Source organism: Cryobacterium sp. Hh38 (assembly GCF_004403235.1).
Lineage (GTDB): Bacteria > Actinomycetota > Actinomycetes > Actinomycetales > Microbacteriaceae > Cryobacterium > Cryobacterium levicorallinum.
Genome location: NZ_SOHD01000027.1, coordinates 151,955 through 176,231 on the forward strand (window position 1 = coordinate 151,955; position 24,277 = coordinate 176,231).

General features: G+C 66.0%; 23 protein-coding genes. 13 read left to right on the top strand and 10 right to left on the bottom strand.

Annotated features, from left to right (window positions below; translation table 11 throughout):
• Window positions 1-5 precede the first annotated feature (5 nt).
• Entirely contained in the window at window positions 6-1,388 is a 1,383-nt protein-coding gene (locus E3T41_RS09190; protein WP_370257422.1) for an NAD(P)/FAD-dependent oxidoreductase, read from the top strand.
• A gap of 12 nt (window positions 1,389-1,400) precedes the next feature.
• On the opposite strand, the gene E3T41_RS09195 is transcribed toward E3T41_RS09190, so the two are convergent.
• On the bottom strand, window positions 1,401-1,961 hold the full coding sequence (locus E3T41_RS09195; protein WP_134478219.1) for a hypothetical protein: 561 nt from the start codon (window positions 1,959-1,961) through the stop codon (window positions 1,401-1,403).
• Window positions 1,962-2,252: 291 nt separating this feature from the next.
• Between E3T41_RS09195 and E3T41_RS09200 the strand changes: the two genes are divergently transcribed.
• From E3T41_RS09200 to E3T41_RS09210, 3 genes are read left to right on the top strand one after another with little or no spacing between them, the layout of a single operon-like run.
• The gene (locus E3T41_RS09200) at window positions 2,253-3,644 is read left to right on the top strand and encodes a TrkH family potassium uptake protein (RefSeq protein WP_134478221.1); all 1,392 of its coding nucleotides are present in this window, start codon (window positions 2,253-2,255) and stop codon (window positions 3,642-3,644) included.
• The gene (locus E3T41_RS09205; RefSeq protein WP_241978809.1) at window positions 3,637-4,335 is read left to right on the top strand and encodes a TrkA family potassium uptake protein; all 699 of its coding nucleotides are present in this window, start codon (window positions 3,637-3,639) and stop codon (window positions 4,333-4,335) included. The genes E3T41_RS09200 and E3T41_RS09205 overlap by 8 nt, the downstream gene beginning before the upstream one ends.
• On the top strand, window positions 4,332-4,571 hold the full coding sequence (locus E3T41_RS09210; protein WP_134478223.1) for a ferrous iron transport protein A: 240 nt from the start codon (window positions 4,332-4,334) through the stop codon (window positions 4,569-4,571). Before E3T41_RS09205 ends, E3T41_RS09210 begins: the two co-directional genes overlap by 4 nt.
• A 278-nt stretch (window positions 4,572-4,849) precedes the next feature.
• Here E3T41_RS09210 and E3T41_RS09215 read toward each other — a convergent pair whose 3' ends face one another.
• Genes E3T41_RS09215 through pdhA form a run of 3 tightly spaced genes read right to left on the bottom strand, consistent with a single transcriptional unit; the run spans window position 4,850 to window position 8,277 of the window.
• Window positions 4,850-6,172: a dihydrolipoamide acetyltransferase family protein gene (locus tag E3T41_RS09215; RefSeq protein ID WP_134478225.1), complete on the bottom strand. Its 1,323-nt coding sequence runs from the start codon at window positions 6,170-6,172 to the stop codon at window positions 4,850-4,852.
• Between the two features lie 9 nt (window positions 6,173-6,181).
• Entirely contained in the window at window positions 6,182-7,201 is a 1,020-nt protein-coding gene (locus tag E3T41_RS09220; protein ID WP_092448284.1) for an alpha-ketoacid dehydrogenase subunit beta, read from the bottom strand.
• Window positions 7,201-8,277 (bottom strand): pyruvate dehydrogenase (acetyl-transferring) E1 component subunit alpha, encoded by a 1,077-nt coding sequence (pdhA, locus tag E3T41_RS09225; RefSeq protein ID WP_104131732.1) that lies wholly within the window; start codon window positions 8,275-8,277, stop codon window positions 7,201-7,203. Before pdhA ends, E3T41_RS09220 begins: the two co-directional genes overlap by 1 nt.
• Window positions 8,278-8,444: 167 nt before the next feature.
• On the opposite strand from pdhA, the gene E3T41_RS09230 reads away from it, so the two are divergent.
• From E3T41_RS09230 to E3T41_RS09260, 7 genes are all read left to right on the top strand, one after another.
• A complete protein-coding gene (locus E3T41_RS09230) occupies window positions 8,445-9,152 on the top strand; it encodes a metalloregulator ArsR/SmtB family transcription factor (RefSeq protein WP_134478227.1) in 708 nt (235 codons plus the stop codon).
• A 105-nt stretch (window positions 9,153-9,257) separates the two neighbouring features.
• Window positions 9,258-13,022 carry a nitrate reductase subunit alpha gene (locus tag E3T41_RS09235; protein WP_104131733.1) on the top strand — a complete coding sequence of 1,255 codons (3,765 nt, stop codon included), beginning with the start codon at window positions 9,258-9,260 and terminating at the stop codon, window positions 13,020-13,022.
• Window positions 13,022-14,722 carry a nitrate reductase subunit beta gene (gene narH, locus E3T41_RS09240; RefSeq protein WP_134478229.1) on the top strand — a complete coding sequence of 567 codons (1,701 nt, stop codon included), beginning with the start codon at window positions 13,022-13,024 and terminating at the stop codon, window positions 14,720-14,722. The genes E3T41_RS09235 and narH overlap by 1 nt, the downstream gene beginning before the upstream one ends.
• An 80-nt stretch (window positions 14,723-14,802) precedes the next feature.
• Window positions 14,803-15,453 carry a nitrate reductase molybdenum cofactor assembly chaperone gene (narJ, locus tag E3T41_RS09245; protein WP_134478231.1) on the top strand — a complete coding sequence of 217 codons (651 nt, stop codon included), beginning with the start codon at window positions 14,803-14,805 and terminating at the stop codon, window positions 15,451-15,453.
• Window positions 15,454-15,455: 2 nt separating this feature from the next.
• Window positions 15,456-16,229: a respiratory nitrate reductase subunit gamma gene (narI, locus tag E3T41_RS09250; RefSeq protein ID WP_241991101.1), complete on the top strand. Its 774-nt coding sequence runs from the start codon at window positions 15,456-15,458 to the stop codon at window positions 16,227-16,229.
• 9 nt (window positions 16,230-16,238) lie between these two features.
• On the top strand, window positions 16,239-16,589 hold the full coding sequence (locus E3T41_RS09255) for a DUF488 domain-containing protein (protein WP_092448278.1): 351 nt from the start codon (window positions 16,239-16,241) through the stop codon (window positions 16,587-16,589).
• A 168-nt stretch (window positions 16,590-16,757) separates the two neighbouring features.
• Window positions 16,758-18,143, top strand: a complete 1,386-nt coding sequence (locus E3T41_RS09260; protein ID WP_369828625.1) for a dicarboxylate/amino acid:cation symporter — start codon at window positions 16,758-16,760, stop codon at window positions 18,141-18,143.
• 108 nt (window positions 18,144-18,251) lie between these two features.
• Here E3T41_RS09260 and E3T41_RS09265 read toward each other — a convergent pair whose 3' ends face one another.
• The 3 genes from E3T41_RS09265 to E3T41_RS09270 all read right to left on the bottom strand — a co-directional run bounded on the left by E3T41_RS09265 (window position 18,252) and on the right by E3T41_RS09270 (window position 21,352).
• Window positions 18,252-19,481 (bottom strand): NAD(P)/FAD-dependent oxidoreductase, encoded by a 1,230-nt coding sequence (locus E3T41_RS09265; protein ID WP_092448276.1) that lies wholly within the window; start codon window positions 19,479-19,481, stop codon window positions 18,252-18,254.
• 291 nt (window positions 19,482-19,772) lie between these two features.
• On the bottom strand, window positions 19,773-19,946 hold the full coding sequence (locus E3T41_RS17915) for a hypothetical protein (protein WP_166791528.1): 174 nt from the start codon (window positions 19,944-19,946) through the stop codon (window positions 19,773-19,775).
• Window positions 19,947-20,026: 80 nt separating this feature from the next.
• Window positions 20,027-21,352, bottom strand: coding sequence for an MFS transporter (locus E3T41_RS09270; RefSeq protein ID WP_134478235.1), 1,326 nt, complete (start codon window positions 21,350-21,352; stop codon window positions 20,027-20,029).
• A 356-nt stretch (window positions 21,353-21,708) separates the two neighbouring features.
• On the opposite strand from E3T41_RS09270, the gene E3T41_RS09275 reads away from it, so the two are divergent.
• Together E3T41_RS09275 and E3T41_RS09280 are read left to right on the top strand one after the other, a co-directional pair.
• Window positions 21,709-22,224, top strand: coding sequence for a molybdenum cofactor biosynthesis protein B (locus tag E3T41_RS09275; protein WP_134478237.1), 516 nt, complete (start codon window positions 21,709-21,711; stop codon window positions 22,222-22,224).
• Entirely contained in the window at window positions 22,224-22,706 is a 483-nt protein-coding gene (locus E3T41_RS09280; protein ID WP_104131739.1) for a molybdenum cofactor biosynthesis protein MoaE, read from the top strand. Before E3T41_RS09275 ends, E3T41_RS09280 begins: the two co-directional genes overlap by 1 nt.
• Window positions 22,707-22,823: 117 nt before the next feature.
• On the opposite strand, the gene E3T41_RS09285 is transcribed toward E3T41_RS09280, so the two are convergent.
• Genes E3T41_RS09285 through E3T41_RS09295 form a run of 3 tightly spaced genes read right to left on the bottom strand, consistent with a single transcriptional unit; the run spans window position 22,824 to window position 24,189 of the window.
• A complete protein-coding gene (locus E3T41_RS09285; protein WP_092448272.1) occupies window positions 22,824-23,063 on the bottom strand; it encodes a MoaD/ThiS family protein in 240 nt (79 codons plus the stop codon).
• Window positions 23,063-23,335 (bottom strand): DUF6457 domain-containing protein, encoded by a 273-nt coding sequence (locus E3T41_RS09290; RefSeq protein ID WP_092448271.1) that lies wholly within the window; start codon window positions 23,333-23,335, stop codon window positions 23,063-23,065. The genes E3T41_RS09285 and E3T41_RS09290 overlap by 1 nt, the downstream gene beginning before the upstream one ends.
• A gap of 5 nt (window positions 23,336-23,340) precedes the next feature.
• Complete coding sequence (locus E3T41_RS09295) at window positions 23,341-24,189, bottom strand: molybdenum cofactor guanylyltransferase (RefSeq protein WP_134478239.1); 849 nt, start codon at window positions 24,187-24,189, stop codon at window positions 23,341-23,343.
• Window positions 24,190-24,277 lie beyond the last annotated feature (88 nt).

The window sequence follows — 24,277 nt, forward strand, 5'->3', positions numbered from 1 at the left end:
CTCGAGTGACCCCGGTGCGCAATGGCGACGTCTCGTTCTGGTGGAACCAGCTCGGCCAGCCAGCGCCGCGGCCCACCCTGCCCGGGTCGACCCGCGCCGACGTCGTCATTGTCGGCGCCGGCTATACCGGACTGTGGACCGCGTACTACCTTAAGAAGGCGGCGCCGCAGCTACGCATTGTGGTGCTCGAAGCCCGCTTCGCCGGGTTCGGCGCCTCCGGACGCAACGGCGGCTGGCTCACCAACTCGATCACCGGTGGCCGCGACCAGTACCTGAAGCACCACGGCCGCCCGGCGGTTGAAAACTTTCAGGCCGCGATGAACGACACGGTCGACGAGGTCATCCGCGTGGCCGCAGCGGAGAGCATCGACGCCGGCATCGTCAAGGGCGGCGAATTCACCGTCGCCTACGATGCCCCGCAGCAGCACCGCCTCGAAGCTGCCGCCCGGGCCGAACAGACCTGGGCGCACACCGACGTCGAGGTGCTCTCGCGGGCCCAGGCACAAAACCGCATCAACGTGGCGGGAATGACCGGGGGTATGTGGCATCCGCACTGCGCCCGCATCAATCCGGCGGAGCTCGTGGCCGGACTGGCCCGCAAGGTCGTTTCGCTCGGCGTTGAGCTCTACGAGAACACCCCGGTGAGCGAAATCGCGGCAAACCAGGCGGTGACCGAACACGGTACCGTCGACGCCGCGTTCGTTGTGCGTGCGACCGAGGGCTTCACGGCCACGCTCAAGGGGCTGCATCGCACCTGGCTTCCCATGAATTCGTCGCTGATCGCGACCGAGCCGCTCGACGCATCCGTTTGGGAAAAGATTGGCTGGTCGGGTCAGGAAACCCTGGGGGATATGGCGCACGCCTACATGTACGCGCAGCGCACGAGCGACGACCGCATCGCCATCGGCGGGCGCGGGGTTCCCTACCGATTCGGTTCGAAAACGGATACCGACGGCCAGACCCCGCAAGCCACCATCGACGCCCTCCGCGCGATTCTGGTGCGCTTCTTCCCGGCGACGAAGGACGCGGGCATCGATCATGCGTGGTCGGGCGTGCTCGGTGTACCCAGGGATTGGGCCGCGACCGTCGGTCTCGACCCGCAGACCGGACTGGCCTGGGCCGGCGGCTATGTGGGCACCGGGGTGGCGACCACGAACCTGGCCGGCCGTACCCTGACCGACCTCATTCTCGGCCGGAGCAGTTCGCTCACCGAACTGCCGTGGGTGAACCATCGGGTGCGCCAGTGGGAGCCGGAACCGCTGCGCTGGCTCGCGGTCACGGCGCTCTATCGGGCTTACTCGCTCGCCGACCGCACCGAGCTGACCGGCCGCCGCACGACGTCACCGCTCGCGCGGGTGGCCGATGTGGTGTCGGGGCGCGGGCACTAGCCGTTCAGCCGTTCAGTCGTTCAGTCGGGCTGCGTGTCGCGCCAGGCGGCGCACCAGCTGAGGCCGCAGCTGGCCGAGTTCGGCCACGGTCAGCGGGTCGGGTGGGCGCAGCACAGCGACACCGAGCTGGTCGATCGCGCTCTCAATCGTGGACCGCGACCAGATTTGGCCACTCAGGTGCACGAGCACATCACCGGCAGCATCAAGCAAATACAGGTGCGGCAGGCAATCGGCCGTCCCGCTCTGATAGAGCTCGACCAGCACCACGCTGCCGATATCGGCGGTGGCGACGTGCGTTTCGCGACCGAGCAGACTCCGAACCGATAGTCGGTCGGGGGTGACGCGCAGGGTCATTTTGCTGACTCCGAGCCCGAAGATCACACCAAGGGCGGTGAACCCGCATTGGATTTCGAGCACAAACGGCCAGGTCTGGCGAGGAATGGACAGCCAGTACAACACGAGAAAGAGCGGGATGAACAGGGCGAGCGCCGCGATGATCGCGTGCGAAATGATGCGCTCCCGCGGTCGCAGCACACGTATTTGCGCCGGTTCTACCTCATCACTTATCGTCATTGTCGATCCCCCAGGTTGAGTATTGCGCACTTGTTGTCGGAGTCGCCGACCGAAGTTGGGGGCTAGACGAAGCCCGTCAAACCGACTACAAATAACTGCCGCACAATCGAGGCCGGCACGTTCCTGTACGGGGCCCAGGCTCGGAATGCGGGCCCAGTTTAGAAACTGGGCCCGGGTTCACAAAGTGGGCCCGGGGAGCCGGGTCCGCCCACGCTTCAGGCCCGGGGAGCCTGACGCCCCACAGTCCTGCCCGTCCGAGCCAGCGCGGACTCCCAGCGTAGAGTTGGCTCTGTGCACTCACGGGCCGTCCGCGAACGCGGCAACACATCGAAGCGCTACCGCCTGCACCCGGCGCAAGTCGTCGTCACCGGTTTTGCCCTGACCATCCTGGTTGGCACCGCGCTGCTCATGCTGCCGAACGCGCGGGTCGGGCCGGGCGGGGCGTCCTTCATGGAGGCGCTGTTCACCGCCACGAGCGCCGTCTGCGTCACCGGTCTGACCGTCGTCGATACGGCGGTCTACTGGACGCCGTTCGGCCAGATCGTGATTCTTGGGCTGATCCAGATCGGCGGTTTCGGTATTATGTCGTTCGCCTCGGTGGTCGGTTTGGCGATCGCCCGTAAACTCTCGCTGCGCTCGCGCATCACGGCCGCCGCCGAAACCAAGAGTGTCGGTCTCGAAGACGTCAAGGGACTCGTGCTCGGTGTTGTGCGCATCTCGCTGGTCATCGAGCTGACCGTCGCGATCATGCTGGCCGTGCGCTTCATGGTCGGCTACGGCGAACCTGTCGGCCGGGCCGTCTGGTTGGGAGTGTTCCACTCCGTGTCGAGCTTCAATAACGCCGGCTTTGCCCTGTTCAGCGACAACCTGATGGGTTTTTCAACGGATGCCTGGATCTGCCTGCCGATCAGCGCCGCCGTCATCCTGGGTGGGTTGGGGTTTCCGGTGATCGTTCAGTTGCGGCGGCAGCTGCGGCATCCTCGATCAAAGAGTGCCTGGTCGATTCGCACCTGGACCATGAACACCCGCGTCGTCGTGGCCGGCACGATCGCATTGCTCAGTCTGGGAACGGTATATATCACCGCCGTTGAATGGTCGAATCCGAATACGCTCGGGCCGCTCGATTGGCCCGGCAAGTTGCTGACCGGTTTCTTTCAGTCCGTGCAGACCCGCACCGCGGGTTTCAACAGCATCGACATTGGCCAGATGGATTCGGCGAGCCTGCTCGGAATGGACGTGCTCATGCTGATCGGTGGTGGCCCGGCCGGAACCGCCGGTGGCATCAAGATCACGACCTTCGCCGTCTTGTTCTTCATCGTCTGGACGGAGGTGCGCGGCGAGGTTGCCGTCAACGTTTTTGGCAAGCGGCTCTCCCGGGCGGTGCACCGGGAGGCGATCACGATCGCCCTGCTCGCGGTCGGCGTGATCATCGCCGCGACCGTGGCCCTCATGCTCATGACGGATATCTCAATGGACGCGTTGTTGTTCGAGGCGATCAGCGCCTTCGCGACCGTGGGATTGTCCACCGGAATCACTGCCGGGCTGCCCTGGGAGGGGCAGATCATTCTTATCCTGCTCATGTTCGTCGGCCGTCTCGGTCCGATCACCATCGGCTCTGCTATCGCCCTGCGCGAACGGAACACCACCTATGAACTCCCCAAGGAAAGGCCGATCATTGGCTAAATATTCGCTGTTCGGGCATCGTGACCCGGCCCGCCTGGCCGAAGCCGAATCGGTCGTCGTCATTGGCCTCGGCCGGTTCGGCAGCTCCCTGGCCCTCGAACTCATGAAGAGCGGCACCGAGGTACTCGGCATCGACGGTGACGAAGAGATCGTGCAGGCGCACAACCGGCTGCTCACGCACGTGGTGCGCGCCGACTCGACCAAGGAGGCAACGCTGCGCGAGCTCTCGGTGCCCGACTTCTCGAGCGTGGTGGTGGCTATCGGCGGTGACATTCAGGCGAACATTCTGACCGCGTCCCTGCTGCTCAAGCTCGGCATTCCGAACATCTGGGCCAAGGCTGTCAGTGACCCGCACGGGGAAATTCTTACCCAACTCGGCGTCAATCACGTTATCTACCCCGAAAAAGACATGGGCCAGCGGGTCGCGCACCTCGTGCGCGGTGCCATGCAGGACTACATCGAGATCGGTGAGAACTTCGCGCTCGTGAAAACGGCGCCGCCGCGCGCGCTGATCGGGGTTCCGCTCGGCGAGGCGAAGGTGCGCGCCCGCTACGGTGTGACCGTGACGGCGTTTCATCGGCCTGGCGTGGGCTGGAGCTACACCTCGCTCGACACGGTGATCGAAGATGGCGACATCATTCTGATCGCCGGGGAGTCGGCGCGGGTCGAAAAGTACAGCCTGATGCGATGAGCGATCCCTTCGCTTTTCTAGCGGATGCCCCGCTCGGCACCCGGGTCGTCGTGCGCACGCGAATCCCCGGTGGCTATGCGGACGCGCTCGGGTTTTTGCGCAGCCGCAGCGCGGCATCCGTTTCGGTGGAAACCAAGCGCGGACTGGTGACTCTCGCGATGGCCGACGTCGTCGCCGCGAAAGAGGTACCGCCGGCGCCCGAGCAGCGCCGGCGGCGAACGCCTGCCCGGCCGTAGCGCCAGTCGCGAAGGCCGTGACGCCGGAGCCAGGGCCGCGCCTGCGGCGTCGGCCGATTGCTCGGCTGGCGCGGGAGTTACGCTAATGCGCGGGAGTTCTGGCGGCGCTGGGAGTTGAGGGAGTGGGCATCCGTGGGGCTGGGCTGCGCTGCGCGGGACCTGCGTCAGTGTGCGGGGGTTTCGCCTCCCGCGCAGCTGCGCAACTCCCGCGCGCCGCAAAGATCTTGCCGAGTTCCCCATCGACCAAGGGAAGCGACCTCCAGCCCGGACCATTCGGGCTAGAGGACGATGCGCAGCGGCTCCTCGAGCAGCTGGGTCAGGTCGCGCAGGAACGCGGCCGCGACGGCACCGTCGAGCACTCGGTGGTCGACGGTCAGGGTGATCTTGACCATGGGCACGCTGACGAGTTGGCCATCGCGCACCTGGGGGACCTCGGTGGCCGCGCCGATCGCCAGAATTCCGGCCTCCGGCGGGTTGAGTACGGCGGTGAACGAGTCGATGCCGAACATGCCGAGGTTGCTGATGGTGAAGGTTCCACCAGACATCTGCGCCAGGGACAGGCTGCCCGTACGGGCGAGCCCGGCCAGGGCGCGCGTCTCGGTGGCGATGGCGGCGAGCGACTTCTGGTCGGCGTCGGCCACCACTGGAACGAGCAGTCCGTCGTCGGTCGCGACGGCCACGCCGACGTTCACGTGGTTGTGCCGCAGAATGACTCCATCGCCCCAGGATGCATTCACCTCGGGGTGCGCGCGCAGCACTACGGCGCAGGCGCGCACGAACAGGTCGTTTAGGCTGACCTTGCTGCCGACCGTCTCGAGCGAAGCGTTGACGTCGGTGCGGAACGCGACGAGACGTTCCACGTTAACGACGCTCGTCAGGAAGAAGTGCGGCACGGCCTGGCTCTCGGTGAGCCGGCGGGCCGTAACGGCGCGAATGCGGCTGACCGGCACGGTGACCGAGTCGGCCGAAACGGCGGTCGGGGCTGCCGCAGCGGCTACCGGCTCCGGAACGGATGCGGCGGATGCCTGAGCCAGGATCGCCGTGTCAACGTCGGTGCGGGTGATACGGCCCTGCGGCCCGGTGCCCGCGATCGTGTGCAGGTCGATTCCATGCTCGCGGCCGATCTTGCGGGCCAGCGGCGAGGTACGGAGCTCGCCGGTCGGCGTCGGCGTCGCGGCCGGAGCCTCCGGTGCGGTGGGAGCGGTCGGAGCCACCGCGACGGGAGCCGGGGCTGATGCGGCGGGCAGTGCAGCCGGAGCTGCGGCATCCGCTGCCGGGGCAGTGGTCGCAACCGGGGCAGTGGTCGCAACTGGAGCAGCCGTCGCAACCGGCGCAGCGGGTGTCGCGCCATCCGTGACGATATTGCTGCCGTCACCGATGCGGGCGACCGGGGCGCCGATCGGCACCAGGGTGCCGGCGACTACGAGCAGCTGCTCGAGGACGCCGTTGTCGAAGGCCTCAAGGTCCATCGTGGCTTTGTCGGTTTCGATCTCGGCGAGCACGTCGCCCTTGTGAATCTCGTCGCCGACCTGCTTCATCCAGCGGCTGAGCTCCCCCTCCTCCATGGTGTCGGAGAGGCGGGGCATGATGACGTCGGGCATGGCCGGCTCCTACTTGTCGTTCGCGGTAGTTGAGATATTGAGTACTTCGCGCACGACCTTGGCGAGGTCGGCGGCATTGGGCAGCGCGGCCTTCTCGAGGGCCTTGGCGTAGGGCAACGGAACCTCGGCGGCGGCGACGCGGCGCACAGGGGCGTCGAGAAAGTCGAACACACCCTCGCCGATGGTCGCCGAGATCTCAGCGCCGATGCCGTAGCTGAGCCAGTCGTCTTCGAAGACGACGGCATGGCCGGTCTTCTTCACCGAGGCGCAGATGGTGTCGCGGTCCAGCGGGCGCAGGCTGCGCAGGTCGACGACCTCGATTGACAGGCCCTCGGCTTCGAGCTGATGGGCCACCTCGAGGGCGGTCGTGGTGCCGCGCGAGTAGCTCACGATGGTGAGGTCGGTGCCGGTTTTGACGACGGCGGCCTTGCCGATCTCGGCGACCTGTTCGCCGTCGGGAACCTCGCCCTTGGCGCTGTACAGCGAGAGGTTCTCCAGAAAGATCACCGGGTCGTCATCGCGAATCGCCGCGGTCAGCAGCGCTTTCGCGTCGGCCGGGGTCGACGGGGCGACAACCTTGAGCCCGGGAATGTGCGCGTACCAGACCTCGAGGTTCTGCGAATGGGTCGCGGCGAGCTGCTGGCCACCACCTCCGGGCATGCGAATGACCAGCGGAATGGAGACCTGGCCGGCGAACATCGAGCGCATTTTGGCGGCGTGGTTCACGATCTGGTCGATCGCGATGAGGCTGAAGTTGATGGTCATGATTTCGACCACGGGACGCATGCCGAGCATCGCGGCGCCGAGGGCTGCGCCCACGAACCCCTCCTCGGCGATGGGGGCGTCGAGCACCCGGTCGGGGCCGAAGTCTTCGAGCAGTCCGGCGGTGATCTTGTAGGACCCCTCGAACACCCCGATCTCTTCGCCGACCAGAAAGACCTTCTCGTCGCGTTCGAGCTCGGCGCGCAGGGTCTCATTGAGTGCCTGGCGGTAGGTGATCGTGCGGGTTGTTGCTACTTCGGTAGTCATCACAGTGCGTCCATAACGGGTTCTCCGGGCAAAGCGGATGGCGCATTCGCCACCGGGGTTGCGTATACATACTTGAACAGGTCGGCGACGACGGGCTCGGGGCTCTCGTCGGCGAACACGACCGCCTCGGAAACGCGCACGTCGGCGGCCTCGTCGATGGCGGCGGCATCCGCTTCGCTGAGCACGCCGGAGGCGATCAGCTCGGTGCGAAAGCTCGGCACCGGGTCGGACTGTTGGGCGATCGTGGTGTCTTCGGGCGAGCGGTAGCGGGCCGGGTCGACCACGGAGTGGCCGCGCAACCGGTAGCACATGACCTCGAGCAGCACCGGCTGGCGCGACTCTCGGGCCTGCTTGAGGGCGTCCCGGGCGGCATCGCGCACGGCGAGAACGTCATCCCCGTCGACCCGGATACCGGGCATGCGGTACGACGCGCCGCGCTTGTACAGATCGGGTTCAGCTGATGCCTTCTCCACCGTCGTTCCCATGCCGAGGCCGTTGTTGACGATCACGTAGACGATCGGAAGCTTCCAAAGCCCGGCGAGGTTGAGCGATTCGTGGAACGCACCGATGTTGGTGGTGCCGTCGCCAAGCAGACACATCACGGCGGCAGCGTCGGGGCCGGCCGCTTCTTGATATTTCAGGGCGAGCGCGGCGCCGGTGGCCGGGGGAATCTGCCCGCCGACGATGCCGTAGCCGCCGAGCAGGCGCGCCTCGTCGTCGAACAGGTGCATCGAGCCGCCGCGTCCGCCGGAGACGCCGGTGACCTTGCCGAACAGCTCGGCCATCACACGCTCGGGCGCGAGGCCGCGCATCAGGGCGTAGCCGTGGTCGCGGTAGCCGGTGAACAGGTAGTCGCGGGACTCGATGGCGGCCATCAGACCGACGACTGTTGCTTCTTCGCCGAGGTTCAGGTGGCAGTAGCCACCGATTTTGGCGCGAGCGTACATCTCACTGGAGCGCAGCTCGAAGGCCCGCACCAGCGACATCCGTTCGTAGTAGTCACGGAGGGTTTCGGCGGGTTCACCACCAGCGGACTCGACTACTGCTTTCGGTCGCGTGCGGGCTTTTGCCGCCATGTGGTCCCACTTCCTGCGTATTTCGTTCATTAAGACTATTACTTTGCGTTGAATGATTTGCTTCCCAGCAGGTCAGTCGGAGAATCTGCGGCGGGAGGGAGAGAAAGTGACTGTTTCTGCTGCCACCCACTGCAGCTGATTCACGCGTGGGAGGTCATAATGGAGTCATGGCCGCCCAACCTCCGAGTTACAAAACGCTCGCCAGTCTGAGCCGCATGAACCTGCTCTACCAGCTGCAAAGTCGCGGAACGATGACCGTGAACGACCTCGCCGAAGCCGCTGGCCTGCACCCCAACACCGCCCGCGAACACCTCGATCGCCTGATCAATGACGGTTTCGTCACCTGTGCGCCCGAGCCGCGCGACAGCAAGGGTCGCCCGAAGATGCTCTATAGCGCCGCCGGCGGGGTCAGTACCGAACTCGGTTCGATTCGCGCCCGCAAGATCGAGGCCGCGCAGGAGCGTGCCGAGCAGTTGAGACGGCTGCTGCTGCTGCTTCCTGCAGGCCAGCCCGCCTTGGCCGGCTGCACCGGCCCCGCAGCCCGGCGTCAGCTCGATGCCCTCGACGACCACCTGGATCAGGCCGGCTTCGACGCGAGCGTCGCCGCCAACGGTGAACAGGTCAACCTGCACGACTGCCCGTACTCGGAGATGATCAAGGATCACCCCGAGGTCTGCGGCGTGCACTACCGGTTGATTCAAGGAGTGCTGGAGCAGGCCGACGGCCCCCTTCGCGCAGTCGGCCTGAACCTCATCAACGCCCCGCACCTCTGCGTGATCGACGTCGCTCCCCTTCCCGCTGAACGCGAGAGCGCAAAAAGTGCCCGATTGGACACCTCAAACGGGCACTTTTTGCGCTCTCGCGAACCGAGGTAAAACATTATTACCGGCACTTTGCGGTTGTTGACCTCGAAGGCAGCGGCTTAGCTCGTTCTGAGGGGGAATAGCGCTTCGGCATTCCCCGGCAGGCAAGGGGCAGCCGTGAAAACACGCACAACCAGTACCACCAGCAAGCCCGGTACCGACGGCCCGGTCGCCGATTCGCTGCTCAAACTCGGTCGCTTTCTGCGCAGCTCAGAAACCAGCGAGGACCTGCGCAGCGTGTTCAAGACCGGCGGCCGCACCGCCGACGCGTTCTACCGTGACCGCTGGACCCACGACAAAGAGGTGCGCAGCACCCACGGCGTGAACTGCACCGGCAGCTGCTCCTGGAAGGTGTACGTCAAGGACGGCATTATCACCTGGGAAACCCAGCAGACCGACTATCCGAGTGTTGGCCCCGATTCACCCGAATACGAGCCCCGAGGCTGCCCCCGCGGCGCCGCGTTCAGCTGGTACACCTACTCGCCCACCCGGGTGCGGTACCCCTACGTTCGCGGCGTACTGCTGAACCTTTTCCGCGAAGCGAAGGCCCGCCTCGGTGACCCCGTGCTGGCCTGGGCTGAGATCACCGGCAACCCCGAAACTGCCCGCCAGTATAAAAGCGCCCGCGGCCAGGGTGGCTTGGTTCGCGCCACCTGGGACGAAGCCGCCGAGATCGTCGCCGCCGCCCACGTGCACACCATCAAGCAGTACGGGCCCGACCGGGTGGTCGGCTTCAGTCCGATTCCGGCCATGTCGATCGTGTCGCAGGGCGTCGGCAACCGCTTCATCTCACTGCTCGGCGGCACCATGCTCTCGTTCTACGACTGGTACGCCGACCTCCCCGTCGCCAGCCCGCAGGTGTTCGGCGACCAGACCGACGTGCCCGAATCGGCCGACTGGTGGAACTCCAGCTACCTCATCATGTGGGGCTCCAACGTTCCCGTCACCCGCACCCCCGACGCGCACTTCATGGTCGAGGCCCGCTACCGCGGCCAGAAGGTCATCACAGTCTCGCCCGACTACGCCGACAACTCCAAGTTCGCCGACGAGTGGCTCGCCGTGCACCCCGGAACCGACGGTGCCCTCGCCCTGGCCATGGGCCACGTCGTGCTCAAGGAATTCCTGGTCGACCGCCGCACCCCGCGCTTCGCCCGGTACCTGAAGAAGTTCAGCGACTCGGCGTACCTGATCGCGCTCACTCCGCGCCAGGATGCCTGGGTTCCCGGCAAGTTTCTGACGGCCGACGCGCTGCCTGGCACCGACGCATCCGTTTCAAGTGCAGCCTTCAAGACGGTCATGCTCGACGAGAACGGTGAGGCCTTCGTGCCGAACGGGTCGATCGGGCACCGGTTCAGCGAGGCCGACAAGGGTAAATGGAACCTCGACCTCGAGGGTCGAGACCCACTCCTTTCCATAGCGGATGCCCCCGACTACGACGGTCGCTCTGTCGCGATCGACCTGCCCCGCTTCGACGGAACGCCCGATGTTGACAGCCCCGCCGGGCAGCAGGAGGCCCAGCAGCACGCAGGCGCCGCCGGCATCGTGCGCCGCGGCGTGCCCGTGCGCGAGGTCGCCGGTGTGCTCGTGACGACCGTGTTCGACCTGCTGCTCGCTCAGTACGGCGTCGGCCGCGACGGCCTGCCAGGCGTTTGGCCCACCGGCTACGACGACGCCTCCAGCCCAGGAACTCCAGCCTGGCAGGAGGAGATCACCTCGGTGCCGTGGCAGGCCGCGGCGCGCATCGGCCGCGAATTCGCGCAGAACGCCGAGGACTCCGAGGGCCGGTCGATGATTCTGATGGGCGCCGGCACCAACCACTGGTTCCACTCCGACACCATCTACCGTGCCTTTCTCGCGCTCACCACCATGACCGGCTGCCAGGGCGTGAATGGCGGCGGCTGGGCCCACTATGTCGGCCAGGAAAAGGTGCGTCCGCTCACGGGATACGGCCAGTACGCTTTCGGACTGGACTGGGTGCGCCCGCCGCGCCAGATGATCGGCACCGGCTTCTTCTACCTCGCCACCGACCAGTGGCGCTACGACGGCCTGAGCGCCGACACTCTCGCGAGCCCGCTCGGCGCCGGGATATTCAAGGGACGCACCACCGCGGACACCATGGTCGAATCGGCCAAGCGCGGCTGGATGCCCAGCTACCCCACCTTCAACCGCAACTCGCTCGACCTGGTCGACGACGCGGCCGCCGCTGGCCAAGAACCGGCCGAGTACGTCGTCGATTCGTTGAAGGACGGCTCGCTCGTGTTCTCCTGCGAAGACCCGGACGCGCCCGAGAACTTTCCGCGGGTGCTCGTGGTGTGGCGGGCCAACGTGCTCGGCTCCTCGGGCAAGGGCAATGAGTATTTTCTCAAGCACCTGCTCGGGGCACCGTCCGCGGTGCGTGCCGTGGAATCGATGCCGGCGCGCCGCCCGCAGACCATGAAATGGCATGAGAGCGCGCCGGAAGGCAAGCTCGACCTGCTGGTCACGAGCGATTTCCGCATGACGTCGACCACGATCTACAGTGACGTGGTCTTGCCGCCGGCCACCTGGTATGAGAAGAACGATCTCTCGACGACGGATATGCATCCGTTTATTCACTCGTTCAACCCCGCGATCGCGCCGCCGTGGCAGGCCAAGACCGACTTCGACATCTTTCACGTGCTCGCCGCCAAGATCTCCGAAATGTCCGTCACGCACCTCGGCGTGCGCAATGACCTGGTCGCAGCGCCTCTGCAACACGACACCCCCGACGGCATGGCCACCCCGCACGGCACCGTGTTGAACGATCAGCCGCTCATCCCCGGCGTCACCATGCCGAAGCTCGTCGTGGTGGAACGCGACTACCCGGCGTTCGCCGCGCAGCTTGGCGCGCTCGGGCCGCTCACCGAAAAGCTCGGCATGGTCACCAAGGGAGTGAAATTCAACCCCGACGTCGAGGTCGCCTACCTCGGCAAGAAAAACGGGCTCGTTCCCAGTGGCCCCGCCGCCGGCCGCCCGCGCCTGTCGACCGCTATTCACGCTTGCGAAATGGTGCTCGCGCTCTCGGGCACGACCAACGGCCGCCTCGGCACGCAGGGTTTTCGGCAGCTCGAGGAACGCACCGGTGTCAAGCTCGCCCAGCTGGCCAGCGACAACGAGGGTCGACGTTTTTCCTATCCGGATGTCCAGGGTGCGCCGATCCCGGTGCTCACCTCCCCGGAATGGTCCGGTTCAGAGCACGGTGGTCGCCGCTACAGCGCCTTCACCATCAACGTCGAGCACTTGAAGCCCTGGCACACTCTCACCGGTCGTCAACACTTCTACCTCGACCACGACTGGATGATTGAACTGGGCGAGCAACTGCCGATCTTTCGGCCGCCGCTGGACATGTACCGCCTGTTCGACGACTCGATCGTCGGCGCCACGAGTAAGACCCCGACCGGTCACGCCGAGGTAGCCGTGCGCTACCTGACGCCGCACTCAAAGTGGTCGATCCACTCCGAATACCAAGACAACCTGCTCATGCTCTCGCTCTCCCGCGGCGGTCCGACCATCTGGATGAGCCCGCAAGACGCCGACAAGATCGGCGTGATCGACAACGAGTGGATCGAGTCCTACAACCGCAACGGCGTCGTCGTGGCCCGCGCGGTCGTGTCGCACCGCATGCCGGAGGGCACGGTGTACATGTATCACGCGAAGGACCGCACCATCAACGTGCCGGTCGCCGAAACCAGCGGTATGCGCGGCGGCACCAACAACTCGCTCACCCGCATTTTGCTGAAACCCAGCCATCTGATCGGCGGCTATGCCCAGCTGTCCTTCGCCTTCAACTACCTCGGCCCGACCGGGAACCAACGCGACGAGGTCACCGTGATTCGTCGCCGCAGCCAGAAAGTGGATTACTAATGCGTGTCATGGCCCAGATGTCGATGATCATGAACCTCGACAAGTGCATCGGGTGTCACACCTGCTCGGTCACCTGCAAGCAGGTGTGGACCAACCGCACCGGCGTGGAATACGCCTGGTTCAACAACGTTGAGACGCGGCCAGGTCTCGGCTACCCGCGCGAGTACGAAAACCAGGACAAGTGGAAGGGCGGCTGGGTGCTGGGTAAGCGCGGCCGGCTGCGGCTCAAGGCCGGCGGACGGCTGAAGAAACTTTCGCAGATCTTCAACAACCCCAACCTGCCGCAGATCGACGACTACTACGAGCCGTGGACCTACGACTACGACATGCTCACCACCGCTCCGGCCGGCACCCAAAGCCCGGTCGCCCGCCCGAAGTCGCTACTGACCGGCCAGGACATCGACATCAAATGGTCGGGCAACTGGGACGACGACCTCGGCGGCTCGCAGGAGACCGCGAGCTCGGACCCGATTCTCGCAACGATGAGCGAGAAGGTGAAGATGGAGTTCGAAGAGACCTTCATGTTCTACCTGCCGCGCATCTGCGAGCACTGCCTGAACCCCGCCTGCGTGGCCGCCTGCCCCTCTGGCGCCATGTACAAGCGTGAAGAAGACGGCATCGTGCTTGTGGACGAAGACGGATGCCGTGGCTGGCGCATGTGCGTCTCCGCCTGCCCCTATAAAAAGGTGTACTTTAACCACAAAACGGGCAAGGCCGAAAAGTGCACGCTCTGCTATCCGTTGATCGAGCAGGGCAAGCCCACCATCTGCTCCGAAACCTGTGTCGGACGTCTGCGTTATCTTGGCCTCATGCTGTACGACGCTGATGCCGTACTTGCAGCAGCCTCGATCGAAAACGATCACGACCTGCTTGACGCCCAGCGTGCCTGCTTTCTCGACCCGTTCGACCCCGAGGTCATCGCCGCAGCCAAGGCGGACGGCATGGCCGACGACTGGATCGAAGCCGCCCAGAACAGCCCCATCTACAAGCTCATCTCCGAGTACGAGATTGCCCTGCCGCTGCACCCGGAATACCGCACCATGCCCATGGTCTGGTACATCCCGCCGCTCTCCCCGGTGGTCGACGTCGTGAGCAACTCCGGCAGCGACGGCGAAGACGCGCGCACCCTGTTCGCCGCGATCGACAAGCTGCGCATCCCGGTGGAATACCTCGCCGGGCTGTTCTCGGCTGGCGATGTCGTTCCGGTCGAGCTGTCGCTGCGCAAACTCGCCGCGATGCGCGCCTATATGCGGGGCATCAACCTCGGTAACGAGCCAGACGAGCGCATCCCGAACGCTGTCGGCATGACCGGCGAGACCATCACGGCCATGTACCGGCTGCTCGCGATCGCCAAGTATGAAGACCGTTACGTCATTCCGAAGGCGCACGTCGAGACCGCGCGGGAGCTCGACGAGCTCGGCTGCTCACTCTCCAATGACGGCGGCCCCGGGATGGGCGGCCCGCGCGAGCACGCCGGCCCGCACAATGGCGGCGACGCCGGCCCCGCGGGCCCGTACGGCAATACCCCCGGCATGCCGCTGAACGCGACCGTTGACAACTACAACCAGATGGTCGGCGACTCGCCGCTCATCAAGACCCGCCCGGTGACCCCTGGCCGGGTCAACCTGCTCAACTGGAATGGTGGCGGGGTGCCGAAGGGCATGTTCCCGCCCAAAGCGGATACCGGGAGCGCGGCATGAGCGCCGCCACCCGCCTTCCTGCGGCACTCGCTGCGCGGGTGAATTTTGGCTTTCGGGCGCCGAAGGTGGCCCCGCGGTTCATGGCCGCAGTGCCGCTCACGCCCGAGCACGGCGTTATCGCGCACATGGCGGCGTCGATTCTGCTGGATTACCCCACGCCCCAGCGGCAGCGGCAGTTTTCGCTGGTGCGTTCAGGCGTTATTCAACTGCCCGACCCGCTGCGGGAGGCGTTCGACGCGTTCTTCACGGCGATCGACGGCTGGAGCGAGCAGGAGCTCGCCACCCATTTCACCGCGATCTTCGATCTGAAGCGCAAATGCTGCCCGTACCTCACCTACTTCGCGGCCGGCGATACCCGTCGGCGCGGCATGGCGCTGGTGCGTTTTCTCGAGGCGTATCGGGCGGCCGGCTGGCAGGTTGACGCCGACGAACTGCCGGATTACCTGCCGATGGTGCTGGAGTTCTCGGCGCTGTCGGACTCACCGATCGCGCAGGAGTTGCTCTCAGCGCACCGCGACGGCATCGAGGTGCTGCGTACGGCGCTGGAGAAATTCGACAGCCCGTACGCGCACCTGGCGCGCGCCGTGTCGCTGTCGTTGCCCGAGATTGACGACGAAACCCGCGAACGCTACCTGGACCTCGTCAACGAGGGACCGCCGAGCGAGACGGTCGGCATGACCTACCTCGGCAATTTGAAGCCGTTTTCCGCGCACGCGAATGAGGCCAGATAGAAATGGGTAATGACAGTATGACCGCCTGGGATTACCTGCTCTGGGTCGCCTTTCCCTACGCCGCCTCCGGCGTGTTCGTGGTCGGGCACCTGCTGCGCTACCGCTACGACCAGTTCGGCTGGACGTCGCGATCGAGCCAGACCTACGAGAACCGACTGTTGCGCTGGGGCTCGCCGATGTTCCACTACGGCATGCTCACGGTGATCGGCGGGCACGTCGTCGGCCTGTTCATCCCGAAGCCGTGGCTCGAGTTCTTCGGGGTGACCGAGCATATCTATCATCTCGGGGCGACCTGGCTGGGAACATTCGCGGCCGTACTCACGGTGGCTGGCCTCGCCATTTTGATCTACCGGCGACGCCTGACTAAGCGGGTGCTGCTCGTCACGACGGTCATGGACAAGGTCATGTACGTGTTCCTGGCCAGCACGATCTTGTGTGGCACCACGGCGACGGTGCTGTACCAAATCTTTGGCGGCGGCTACGACTATCGTGGGTCGATTTCGCCGTGGATCCGCTCGCTGTATGGCTTTCAGCCCGATCCCTCGCTCATGAGCGACGTGCCGTTCTTTTTTCAACTGCACGTGCTCACCGCGACGACGCTGTTTCTGCTCTGGCCGTTCACCCGTCTGGTGCACGTGTTCTCGGCGCCGCTCGGCTACCTCGTTCGCCCTTACGTGGTTTACCGTTCGCGCGATGACCCCCGCGGTGCCGGGGCGCGCCCGCCGCGTCGCGGGTGGGAGAAGAGCGAGCGCCCGCTCGAACGCTCACGGAAGTAGGCTGCTTTCATGGTGCGCATCAAGAGGGCCTATGACGAGGCATCCGCTGATGACGGATGCCGGGTGCTGGTTGATCGACTCTGGCCGCGCGGTGTTTCTAAGGAACGCGCCGAGCTCGATGAGTGGCTGAAAGACGTGGCGCCGTCGCCGAAGCTGCGCACCTGGTGGAAGCACGACCCGGAGCGAATGGATGAGTTCGCGCTGCGTTATCGCGCCGAACTCGACTCTGTGGCCGCGACCCAGGTGGCGGTCGCGGCGTTGCGCGCGCTCGTCGCCGAGGGTGTCACAACCCTGGTCTACGGAGCCAAGGACCCGCACGTGAACCACGCTCGAGTGCTCGCGGAGTACCTCGCGGAGTAACCGACGTATCGCCACAATGTGCCGAAGCGGAATAGTGCGCCGCCATTTGGGCTTGCAGCTAGAGCCGCCCACACGCGAACACTCGCCTCGACGAGTACTGGCCGGCCCGGGGAACGGGGCAGTCGAGCGTGCGCGGTACCACGAATGGCAACAGAAAGTGTCGTACTAGTGACTTCAGCAGATCGCGTCAGCACCAGCAGAATCCCCAAATGGGTACGCTCCTTCGGCGTTCAGATCATCGCCGCACTCATTATTGGCCTGGGCCTTGGGCTGCTCGCCAAATACACCGGTAGCACCGAAGAGAGCCCGACCGGTCTCGGCGCCACGCTGAAAATCATCGGATCGAGCTACGTCTCGCTGCTGCAGGCGGCCGTCGTACCACTCATCTTTACAGCCGTGGTCAGCTCCATCGCCAATCTGCGCCAGGTATCCAACGCGGCGAAGCTGGCCTGGAACACCCTGCTCTGGTTCGCCATTACCGCGTTGATCGCCGTTGTGATCGGTATCGGCCTGGGCGTTCTGATCAAACCGGGTGCCGGAACCGGCATAGCCGAGGCCGGCGAGTACTCCGGCCGAACCGGCGATTGGTGGGCCTTTTTGACCGGGTTGTTCCCGAAGAACTTCCTTGGTCTGGGCGCGAGCACCAGCGTCGTTGACGGCACCGCGACCACCAACATCAGCTTCAACGTATTGCAGATTTTGGTCATCGCCATCGTGGTGGGAATCGCGGCGTTGAAGGTGGGCAAGCTGGCCGAACCCTTCCTCAACCTGAACGCATCCGCTCTGGCGGTTATTCAGAAAGTGCTCTGGTGGATCATTCGAATCGCGCCGCTCGGCACGATCGGCCTGATCGGTAATGCCGTCGCGGTCTACGGCTGGGACACCATGGGGTCGCTCGGAAAGTTCGCGGTCACCATCTACATCGGCCTGGTACTCGTATTGTTCGTCGTCTACCCGGTGCTGATCAAATCGCACGGGCTGTCCGTGAGGCAGTACTTCTCCGGCGTGTGGCCGGCGGTGCAGCTCGGGTTCGTGTCGCGCTCCTCCATCGGCACCCTGCCGTTGACCCAGCGCGTGACCGAGCGCAGCCTCGGTGTACCCCGCGCCTACGCATCCTTCGCCGTTCCGCTCGGAGCCACGACCAAAATGGATGGCTGCGCGGCGATCTATCCGGCCGTCGCTGCCATTTTCGTGGCCCAGTTCTTCGGCATTCAGCTGGACCTCACCCAGTATCTGCTGATCGTGCTCGTCTCCGTGCTGGGGAGCGCAGCGACCGCCGGGACCACGGGCGCCGTCGTCATGCTGACGCTGACCCTGTCCACGCTGGGACTGCCGCTGGCCGGGGTGGGCCTGCTGCTGGCCATCGACCCGATCATCGACATGGGTCGCACCGCTGTCAACGTCGCAGGTCAGGCGCTCGTGCCCACGATTGTGGCCAAGCGCCAGGGAATCCTGGACGAGACGCTCTACAACGCACCGCGCACCGCGCAGCCGTTCACGGACGACGCCGCCGCGGAGTCGGCGCCGAGCGAGCTGGCCGACACGCGGGCCTAGCCCACTCGCGCTGCTCGTTGATCGAGGAGCGAGCGATCGCGATCATGCGTGGGTCTCGACCGCTCGTTCCTCGCGTCTCGACCGACTGGTGGCCTCGACCAGCGAAGCCTAGACCTGGTCGAGGGGGATGGATTCGTCGGCGAGGCGAGCGGGATCGACCGGCTCGCCCCGACGAATCAGAGCCTGAACGGTGTCATTGACGTCCCAGACGTTGACGTTCATGCCCGCGACGACGCGGCCGGTCTGCTGCCAGAACACGATGAACTCGCGGGAATCCCGGTTGCCGCGGTAGACCAGCTCGGCGCCGTCGGTCAATATGCCGAATCCGGAATACTCCATGCCGAGGTCGAACTGGTCGGTATAGAAGTAGGGAATGGCATCGAACGAAACGCTCTGGCCGAGCATCGCTCGGGCCGCGGCCGGACCGCCGTTCAGGGCATTCGCCCAGTGCTCGCTGCGCAGCCGCTGTTTGATGAGCGGATGCTCCGCGTTGGCCACATCGCCCGCCGCGAACACGTGGGGATCGCTGGTTTCCAGGCTCGCGGAGACCAGAATTCCATTGTCGACTGCGAGCCCGGCCTTTTCGGCGAGTTCGACGTTCGGAACGGCACCGATGCCCACCAGAACGAGGTCGGCCGGCACGGTTTCGCCGCCGGCCAGGAGCACTCCGGTGACCCGGCCATCCGTTCCGACCAGGCTTTTTACGGTCACGGAGCGACGGATGACCACGCCGTTGCGCTCGTGCAGGCTCGCGAACAGGTCGCCGAGCTCGTCGCCAAGCGCCGCAGCAAGCGGGACGGCGCCACGTTCCAGGATAGTGACCTCGTTGCCGAGGGTGCGGGCGGTTGCGGCGACCTCCATGCCGATCCAACCGGATCCCACGACTACGAGTCGCTTGCCGCCGTCAGCCAGAACGGAGTGCAGCAGGTCGGAGTGGTCGAGGGTGCGCAGGTAGTGCACTCCGCCGAGGTTTGCACCCGGCACAGTCAGGCGTCGCGGCCGGGAGCCCGTGGTCAGGAGCAGCCGGTCGTAGCTCAGCTGCGCGCCGTCGTCGTTGTCGAGGAGGTGCGCGCTGAGGTCGAGGCTCACCGCCCGGGTGCCGGAATGCAGCTGCACCTCATGGTCGGGGTACCAGCTCGCACTCTGCACAAAGACGGAGTCGCGTTCGGCCGTGCCGGCCAGGTAGTCCTTCGACAGCGGCGGGCGAATGTACGGACGGTGTTCCTCGGCTCCGATCAGGTCAATCTGTCCGTCGAAGCCTTCTTCGCGCAAGGCTCGGGCAGCGCTCGCCCCCGCGAGGGACGCCCCTACAATCACAAAATTCTGCTGGTCGGCCATGTGTGGTCCTTCCTCGGGGGTGTGCTCTGACTGTACGAGGGTTTGGCGGTTTGGTCGAGGTGCGGCTGTGCCGGCTGCGTGCGCTACGCGGGACTTGCGCCAGTGCGCGGGAGTTCGGGACTGGCCAAAACTCCAGCGCCACGCGTCGCGCTGGAGTTGCGCCAGTGCGTGGGTGTTGCGCCTCCCGCGCAGCGGTGCATCCCCCGCGCGATCGCTCGAGACCGCCATCGCCCAACGGTGGCTGCCCGCGGGGCGGCGGGACGGCATCCGTTTAAAAGAGGATGCCAGGTTTCAGCTCGGCGCGACCAGGGTGTCGCAGCGCCAGCAGGTGGCGGGCAGCTCGCCCGGAACGAATGCACCGCAGTCCGGGCAGACCTGTTCGAGCCAGCAGGCTGGGTCGCCACCGATCGGGTTGCCGCCGATTGCTGCATCGTCGACCGAGTCAGCGTCATCGTGTGTGGTCATCGTTTCAGTATGGCCCTGGGCCGGGAAAGACCCGAAGCCCCCCGCTGGAGGAGGAGGGGGCTCCGGGTGGGAGTCGAGCGTCAGCTCGGGTTGGGCGCGCCGGGACGCGCGTAGTAGAACCAGGCGAGGCCCGTGCAGAGCACGCAGAATACCGTGCAGCCGATGAAAAAAGTGGTCGGGCTCATGGCCGTGAGGGCCATTCCGACGATGAATGGGCCGAAGGCGGCGATCGCGGCGGTCCAGCCGATCGCGCCGCCGGCCTGGCGCTTGGGGAAGATCATCGGCATCTGCTTGAACGTTCCGGCGTTGGCGAGGCCGGAGAAGAAGAAGATGATGATCATGCCGGTGAGAAAGCCCTTGAACTCGTCGACGCTGGTCGGGGTGAGGAAGAACACCGTGACCAGGGTGCCGACGGCCATGCCGGCGCCGCCGATGAAGGTGAAGATGGCGCCGCCGAACCGGTCGCAGAGCGGGCCACACGCTGCACGCACGAGGGCGCCGACGACCGGGCCGATGAAGGCGAAGGCGAGCGGGTTGGGTGCATCGGGGAAGTCGCCGTAGACGTTGAGGATGATGAGGCCCATTTGGGCCGCCAGGCCGCTGAACGCGCCGAAACTCATGAGGTAGATGAGCGTCATGATCCAGGTGTGCTTGACCGTGAAGATGTCCATCTGCTGCCGAAAGTTAGCTTTGATCGGCACTTTACGTAGAAAAATGAGAGCGAGGGCGACCGCGAGCAGCACCCAGGGGATGAGCACGAGGCCGCCGTTGTGCAGCCAGACCAGTTCGCCGTTCGAGTCACTCTCCGGGGTCAGCACCGCGGTGCCGAGCAGGCCGAAGCCGACGACCCAGGGGGTGAGCAGCTGGATCAGTCCGATGCCGAAGTTGCCGAGCCCCGCCTGCAGGCCGAGGGCCGTTCCGGCGAGGCGCTTGGGAAAGAAATAGCTGGTCGAAGCCATGAAACCGGAGAAGCTGCCGCCGCCGATACCGGCTGCGAAGGAGAGCGCGAGCAGCACCCAGTACGGCGTCGATACGTCGCGGGCGACCAGGGTCCAGCCGATCATCGGCAGCAGAAGGAGCGCACTGGAAAGGGCGACGAGGATGCGGGTGCCGAGAATCGGCGGCAGGAACATGAAGACGAGGCGCAGCAGGCCACCGGCCAGGCCGGGCAGCGCGACGAGCCAGTACAGCTGGCTGGTGCTCAGGTCGAAGCCGATGTCGTTCAGCCGCGGAGCGATCGCGCTGACCAGGTACCAGGCCGCGAAACCGAGGGTCATGCTGAACGTGGTGATCCACAGGGTGCGCCAGGCGAGGTGTGAATCCCAGGTCTCTTCGTTTTCCGGATCCCAGTTCGAGAGGTCCGGCTTCAGCGTGGACGTGACGCGTGGTGGTGAGACGGTTGACATGGTTTCCTCGGCTGGTTGGTCGGGCAGCAGGCCCGCTTAGTAGCCAGCTTGTTCGCTTGCCGGTGCCGACGCGTCGCAGAAACGCCGTGAAAAATGATTCGGAGCGAAGCGGATGTCGGCGGCCCGGTGCGATCGCGTCCGAGGTCGCACCCCTCCGGTGATCGAGTTTGCCGTCGACCAAGGTGATTGAGTCGGGGGTCGCCGGCATCCGCTTCTCGCTGTGGCGCGGCTGGAGGCGGTCTGTGGTCCGTCCCCTCCGTTGATCGAGCTTGCCGAGATCGCCATCGACCAACGTGACCGGGTCTGGGGTCGCCGGCATCCGATTCTCCCCGGGCGGGCCGCGGTACTCTAGAACGGTGAAAACTCAGCTCAAACTTGGGGCCGAACTCGGGGCCGTCGTGATCACCGTGTCTGATCGCTGTTCGCGCGGCGAACGCGAAGACAGGTCCGGCCCGGCCGTCGTCGATGCGCTCGGCGAGGTCGGCATTCCGTGCGGGCCGCCCCGGGTCGTCCCCGACGGAATTGAAAGTGTGGCTGGCTCTATTTCGGCGGCGCTCGCTGACGGCTCCCGCCTGGTCGTGACGACCGGTGGCACCGGCGTATCGGCGCGCGACCTGACGCCCGAGGGCACGGCGACGGTGCTGCACACGATTCTTCCGGGCATTTCCGAGCGGATGCGCGCGATCAGCGTCGCGACGATTCCCACCGCGGTGCTGTCCCGCGGCATAGCCGGCATCGCCGATTCGGCTGGCAACAACGGAGCCCTGGTGGTGAACCTGCCGGGTTCAGTTGGCGCGGTGCGGGACGGTGTGGCCATACTCGCGCCGCTCGTGCGGCACATCATCGACCAGCTCGACGGAGGCGACCACTGATGGGGGCACGTGCATCGGACGCGGATTTCTCGGCCGCGGGTTCTTCGGGTGTGGGCCGCGCATCGCTCGGCTTCGCCCGTGTAACCGAGTCGCTGCTCGACGTCACCGAGCACGTTTCGGCCGTTTCGGGCGTTTCCCACGGTGCCGTGGTGACGTTCATCGGACAGGTGCGGGACCACGATCCCGATGCGCTCGGGCGCGTCACGGGCCTGGACTATAGCGCGCATCCCGACGCGGGGCGCATTATCGGTGAGATTGCCGAGCGGGTGTTGACGCAGCATCCGCTGGTCGTATTGGCGGTCAGTCATCGCATCGGACACCTTGAGGTCGGCGACCTCGCCCTCGTGGCTGCGGTCGCGAGCGCCCACCGCGGCGACGCCTTTGCGGCCTGCGAAGCCCTCGTCGAGGCCGTCAAGGCAGAGGTCCCGATCTGGAAGAAGCAATACGAGGTCGACGGAACGCACTCCTGGGTCGGTTTGTAGCCTCGCCGACAGCGCTACTTCGCGGGTACCGTTCAGAATCGCGGAGATCGCTGTTTCGGCGGCTGATCGGGGCCGTTGGGCGAAATTCTCCGCAGTTATGCGGGGAGCCCCTGGTACTTAGCCGCCGGCGAAGGGCGGGAGGACGTCAACGGTGTCGGTCGGCGCGAGCGCAACGGTGTCATCGGCGGCGCGGGCGCCGTTCACCAGCAGCGAGCAGAGGCCGAGCACGCGCACGAACTCGCTGCCGTAGCGTTCGCCGAGTTCGGCGCGCAGCTCGCCGATCGTGCCGGCATCGAGCGTGGCCGTTTCGGTCTGGGCGGCTTCGGCCGCTCCGGCGAAGAACCGCAGGGTCGCCATCACAGTTTTTCGGGAGTCCAGTCGAGGGCGAGTTCGCTCGCGGCGGCGCAGGCGGCCTCAATTGAGGCACCGGTACCCCCATTCTTCGCGGCTGCGAGGCCGATCAGAAAGGTGCTGAGTGGTGCAGCCGGCCGGGCCACATTGTGGGCCACGTCGCGGGCCACGTCGAGCAGGTCGCCGACCGGCACGTCGGCCGGATCGAGCTGGAGCCGGTCGGCGAGGGCGGTCAGCCAGTCGTCGAGCGCTTCGGGAGGCAGCGGTGCTGAACTCATTCTGGTCACTCCTCGGGTCGTGCGTCGGGTACACCGGTCAAACGCGCGGTGCTGCTCTCAACATCCTGCCACGTGTCGACGTCGACCCCGGTTTCGGATTCGTCCATCAGCCCTATGAGCTTCAGCCCCGACAGTAGGTTCCGCATGCTGGCGCCGTTGACGCGATCGCCGAGGCGGTCCACGGCCGCGCGCAGGGCGGGCGCCCGGTAGATTCCGGCGAGCCACTGGGCGTGGCCGGTGTAATCGGTGAGGTGCACACCGTCGGCCTGTTCACCGATATCCTCCAGAGCGGATGCCGCGGCGACCAGCAGGCGCGCAGCATCCGCTCCCCACGGAAGATCGCAGGCGAGCACGAGCAGCCAGGTGGCGGGCGCGTCAACGTTCGCTTCGACCTTGGTCCCGCCGTGTGCCTCGCAGTGTACTTCGACGTGTGCTGCGCCGTGCGCCTCGAGCGCGGCGAGGCCGGCCGCGATTCCGGCTACCGGGCCGCCGAACGGTGGGTCTTCGAGTGCCCAGATCAGTGCGGACGGCATGGCGGTAGCGGCGGCGGGCGTTGCGGCTGCGGGGGTTAGTGCCGTGGCCGTGGGCGACGCGAGATTGGGATCGGGTGCGGGTGCAGGTGCACCTGTCGAGGGTGCGGGGTGCGCGGCGAGCGGAGGCGTGTCGGCGGCGGGCACCGCTGCGGGCGGGCCGACAACGACGGTGTGCCGGGCGACCGGTCGGGCGTCGAGCACCCTGGAGAGCAGGGTGCGCCCGGCCACCTCGACTGCGGGTTTGAGCGCGCCGCCGAGGCGGCTGCCACGCCCGCCCGCGAGCACGATGAGGTCGATGGTGAGTGCCGGAAGTGGGCTCATGAGGCGTGCCCTGGGCACGACCGCGCCCGATATGGGTGCGCGCTACGGTAACCGGCGTAGCGGCTACCCGTATCGGGCGCGGTCACGG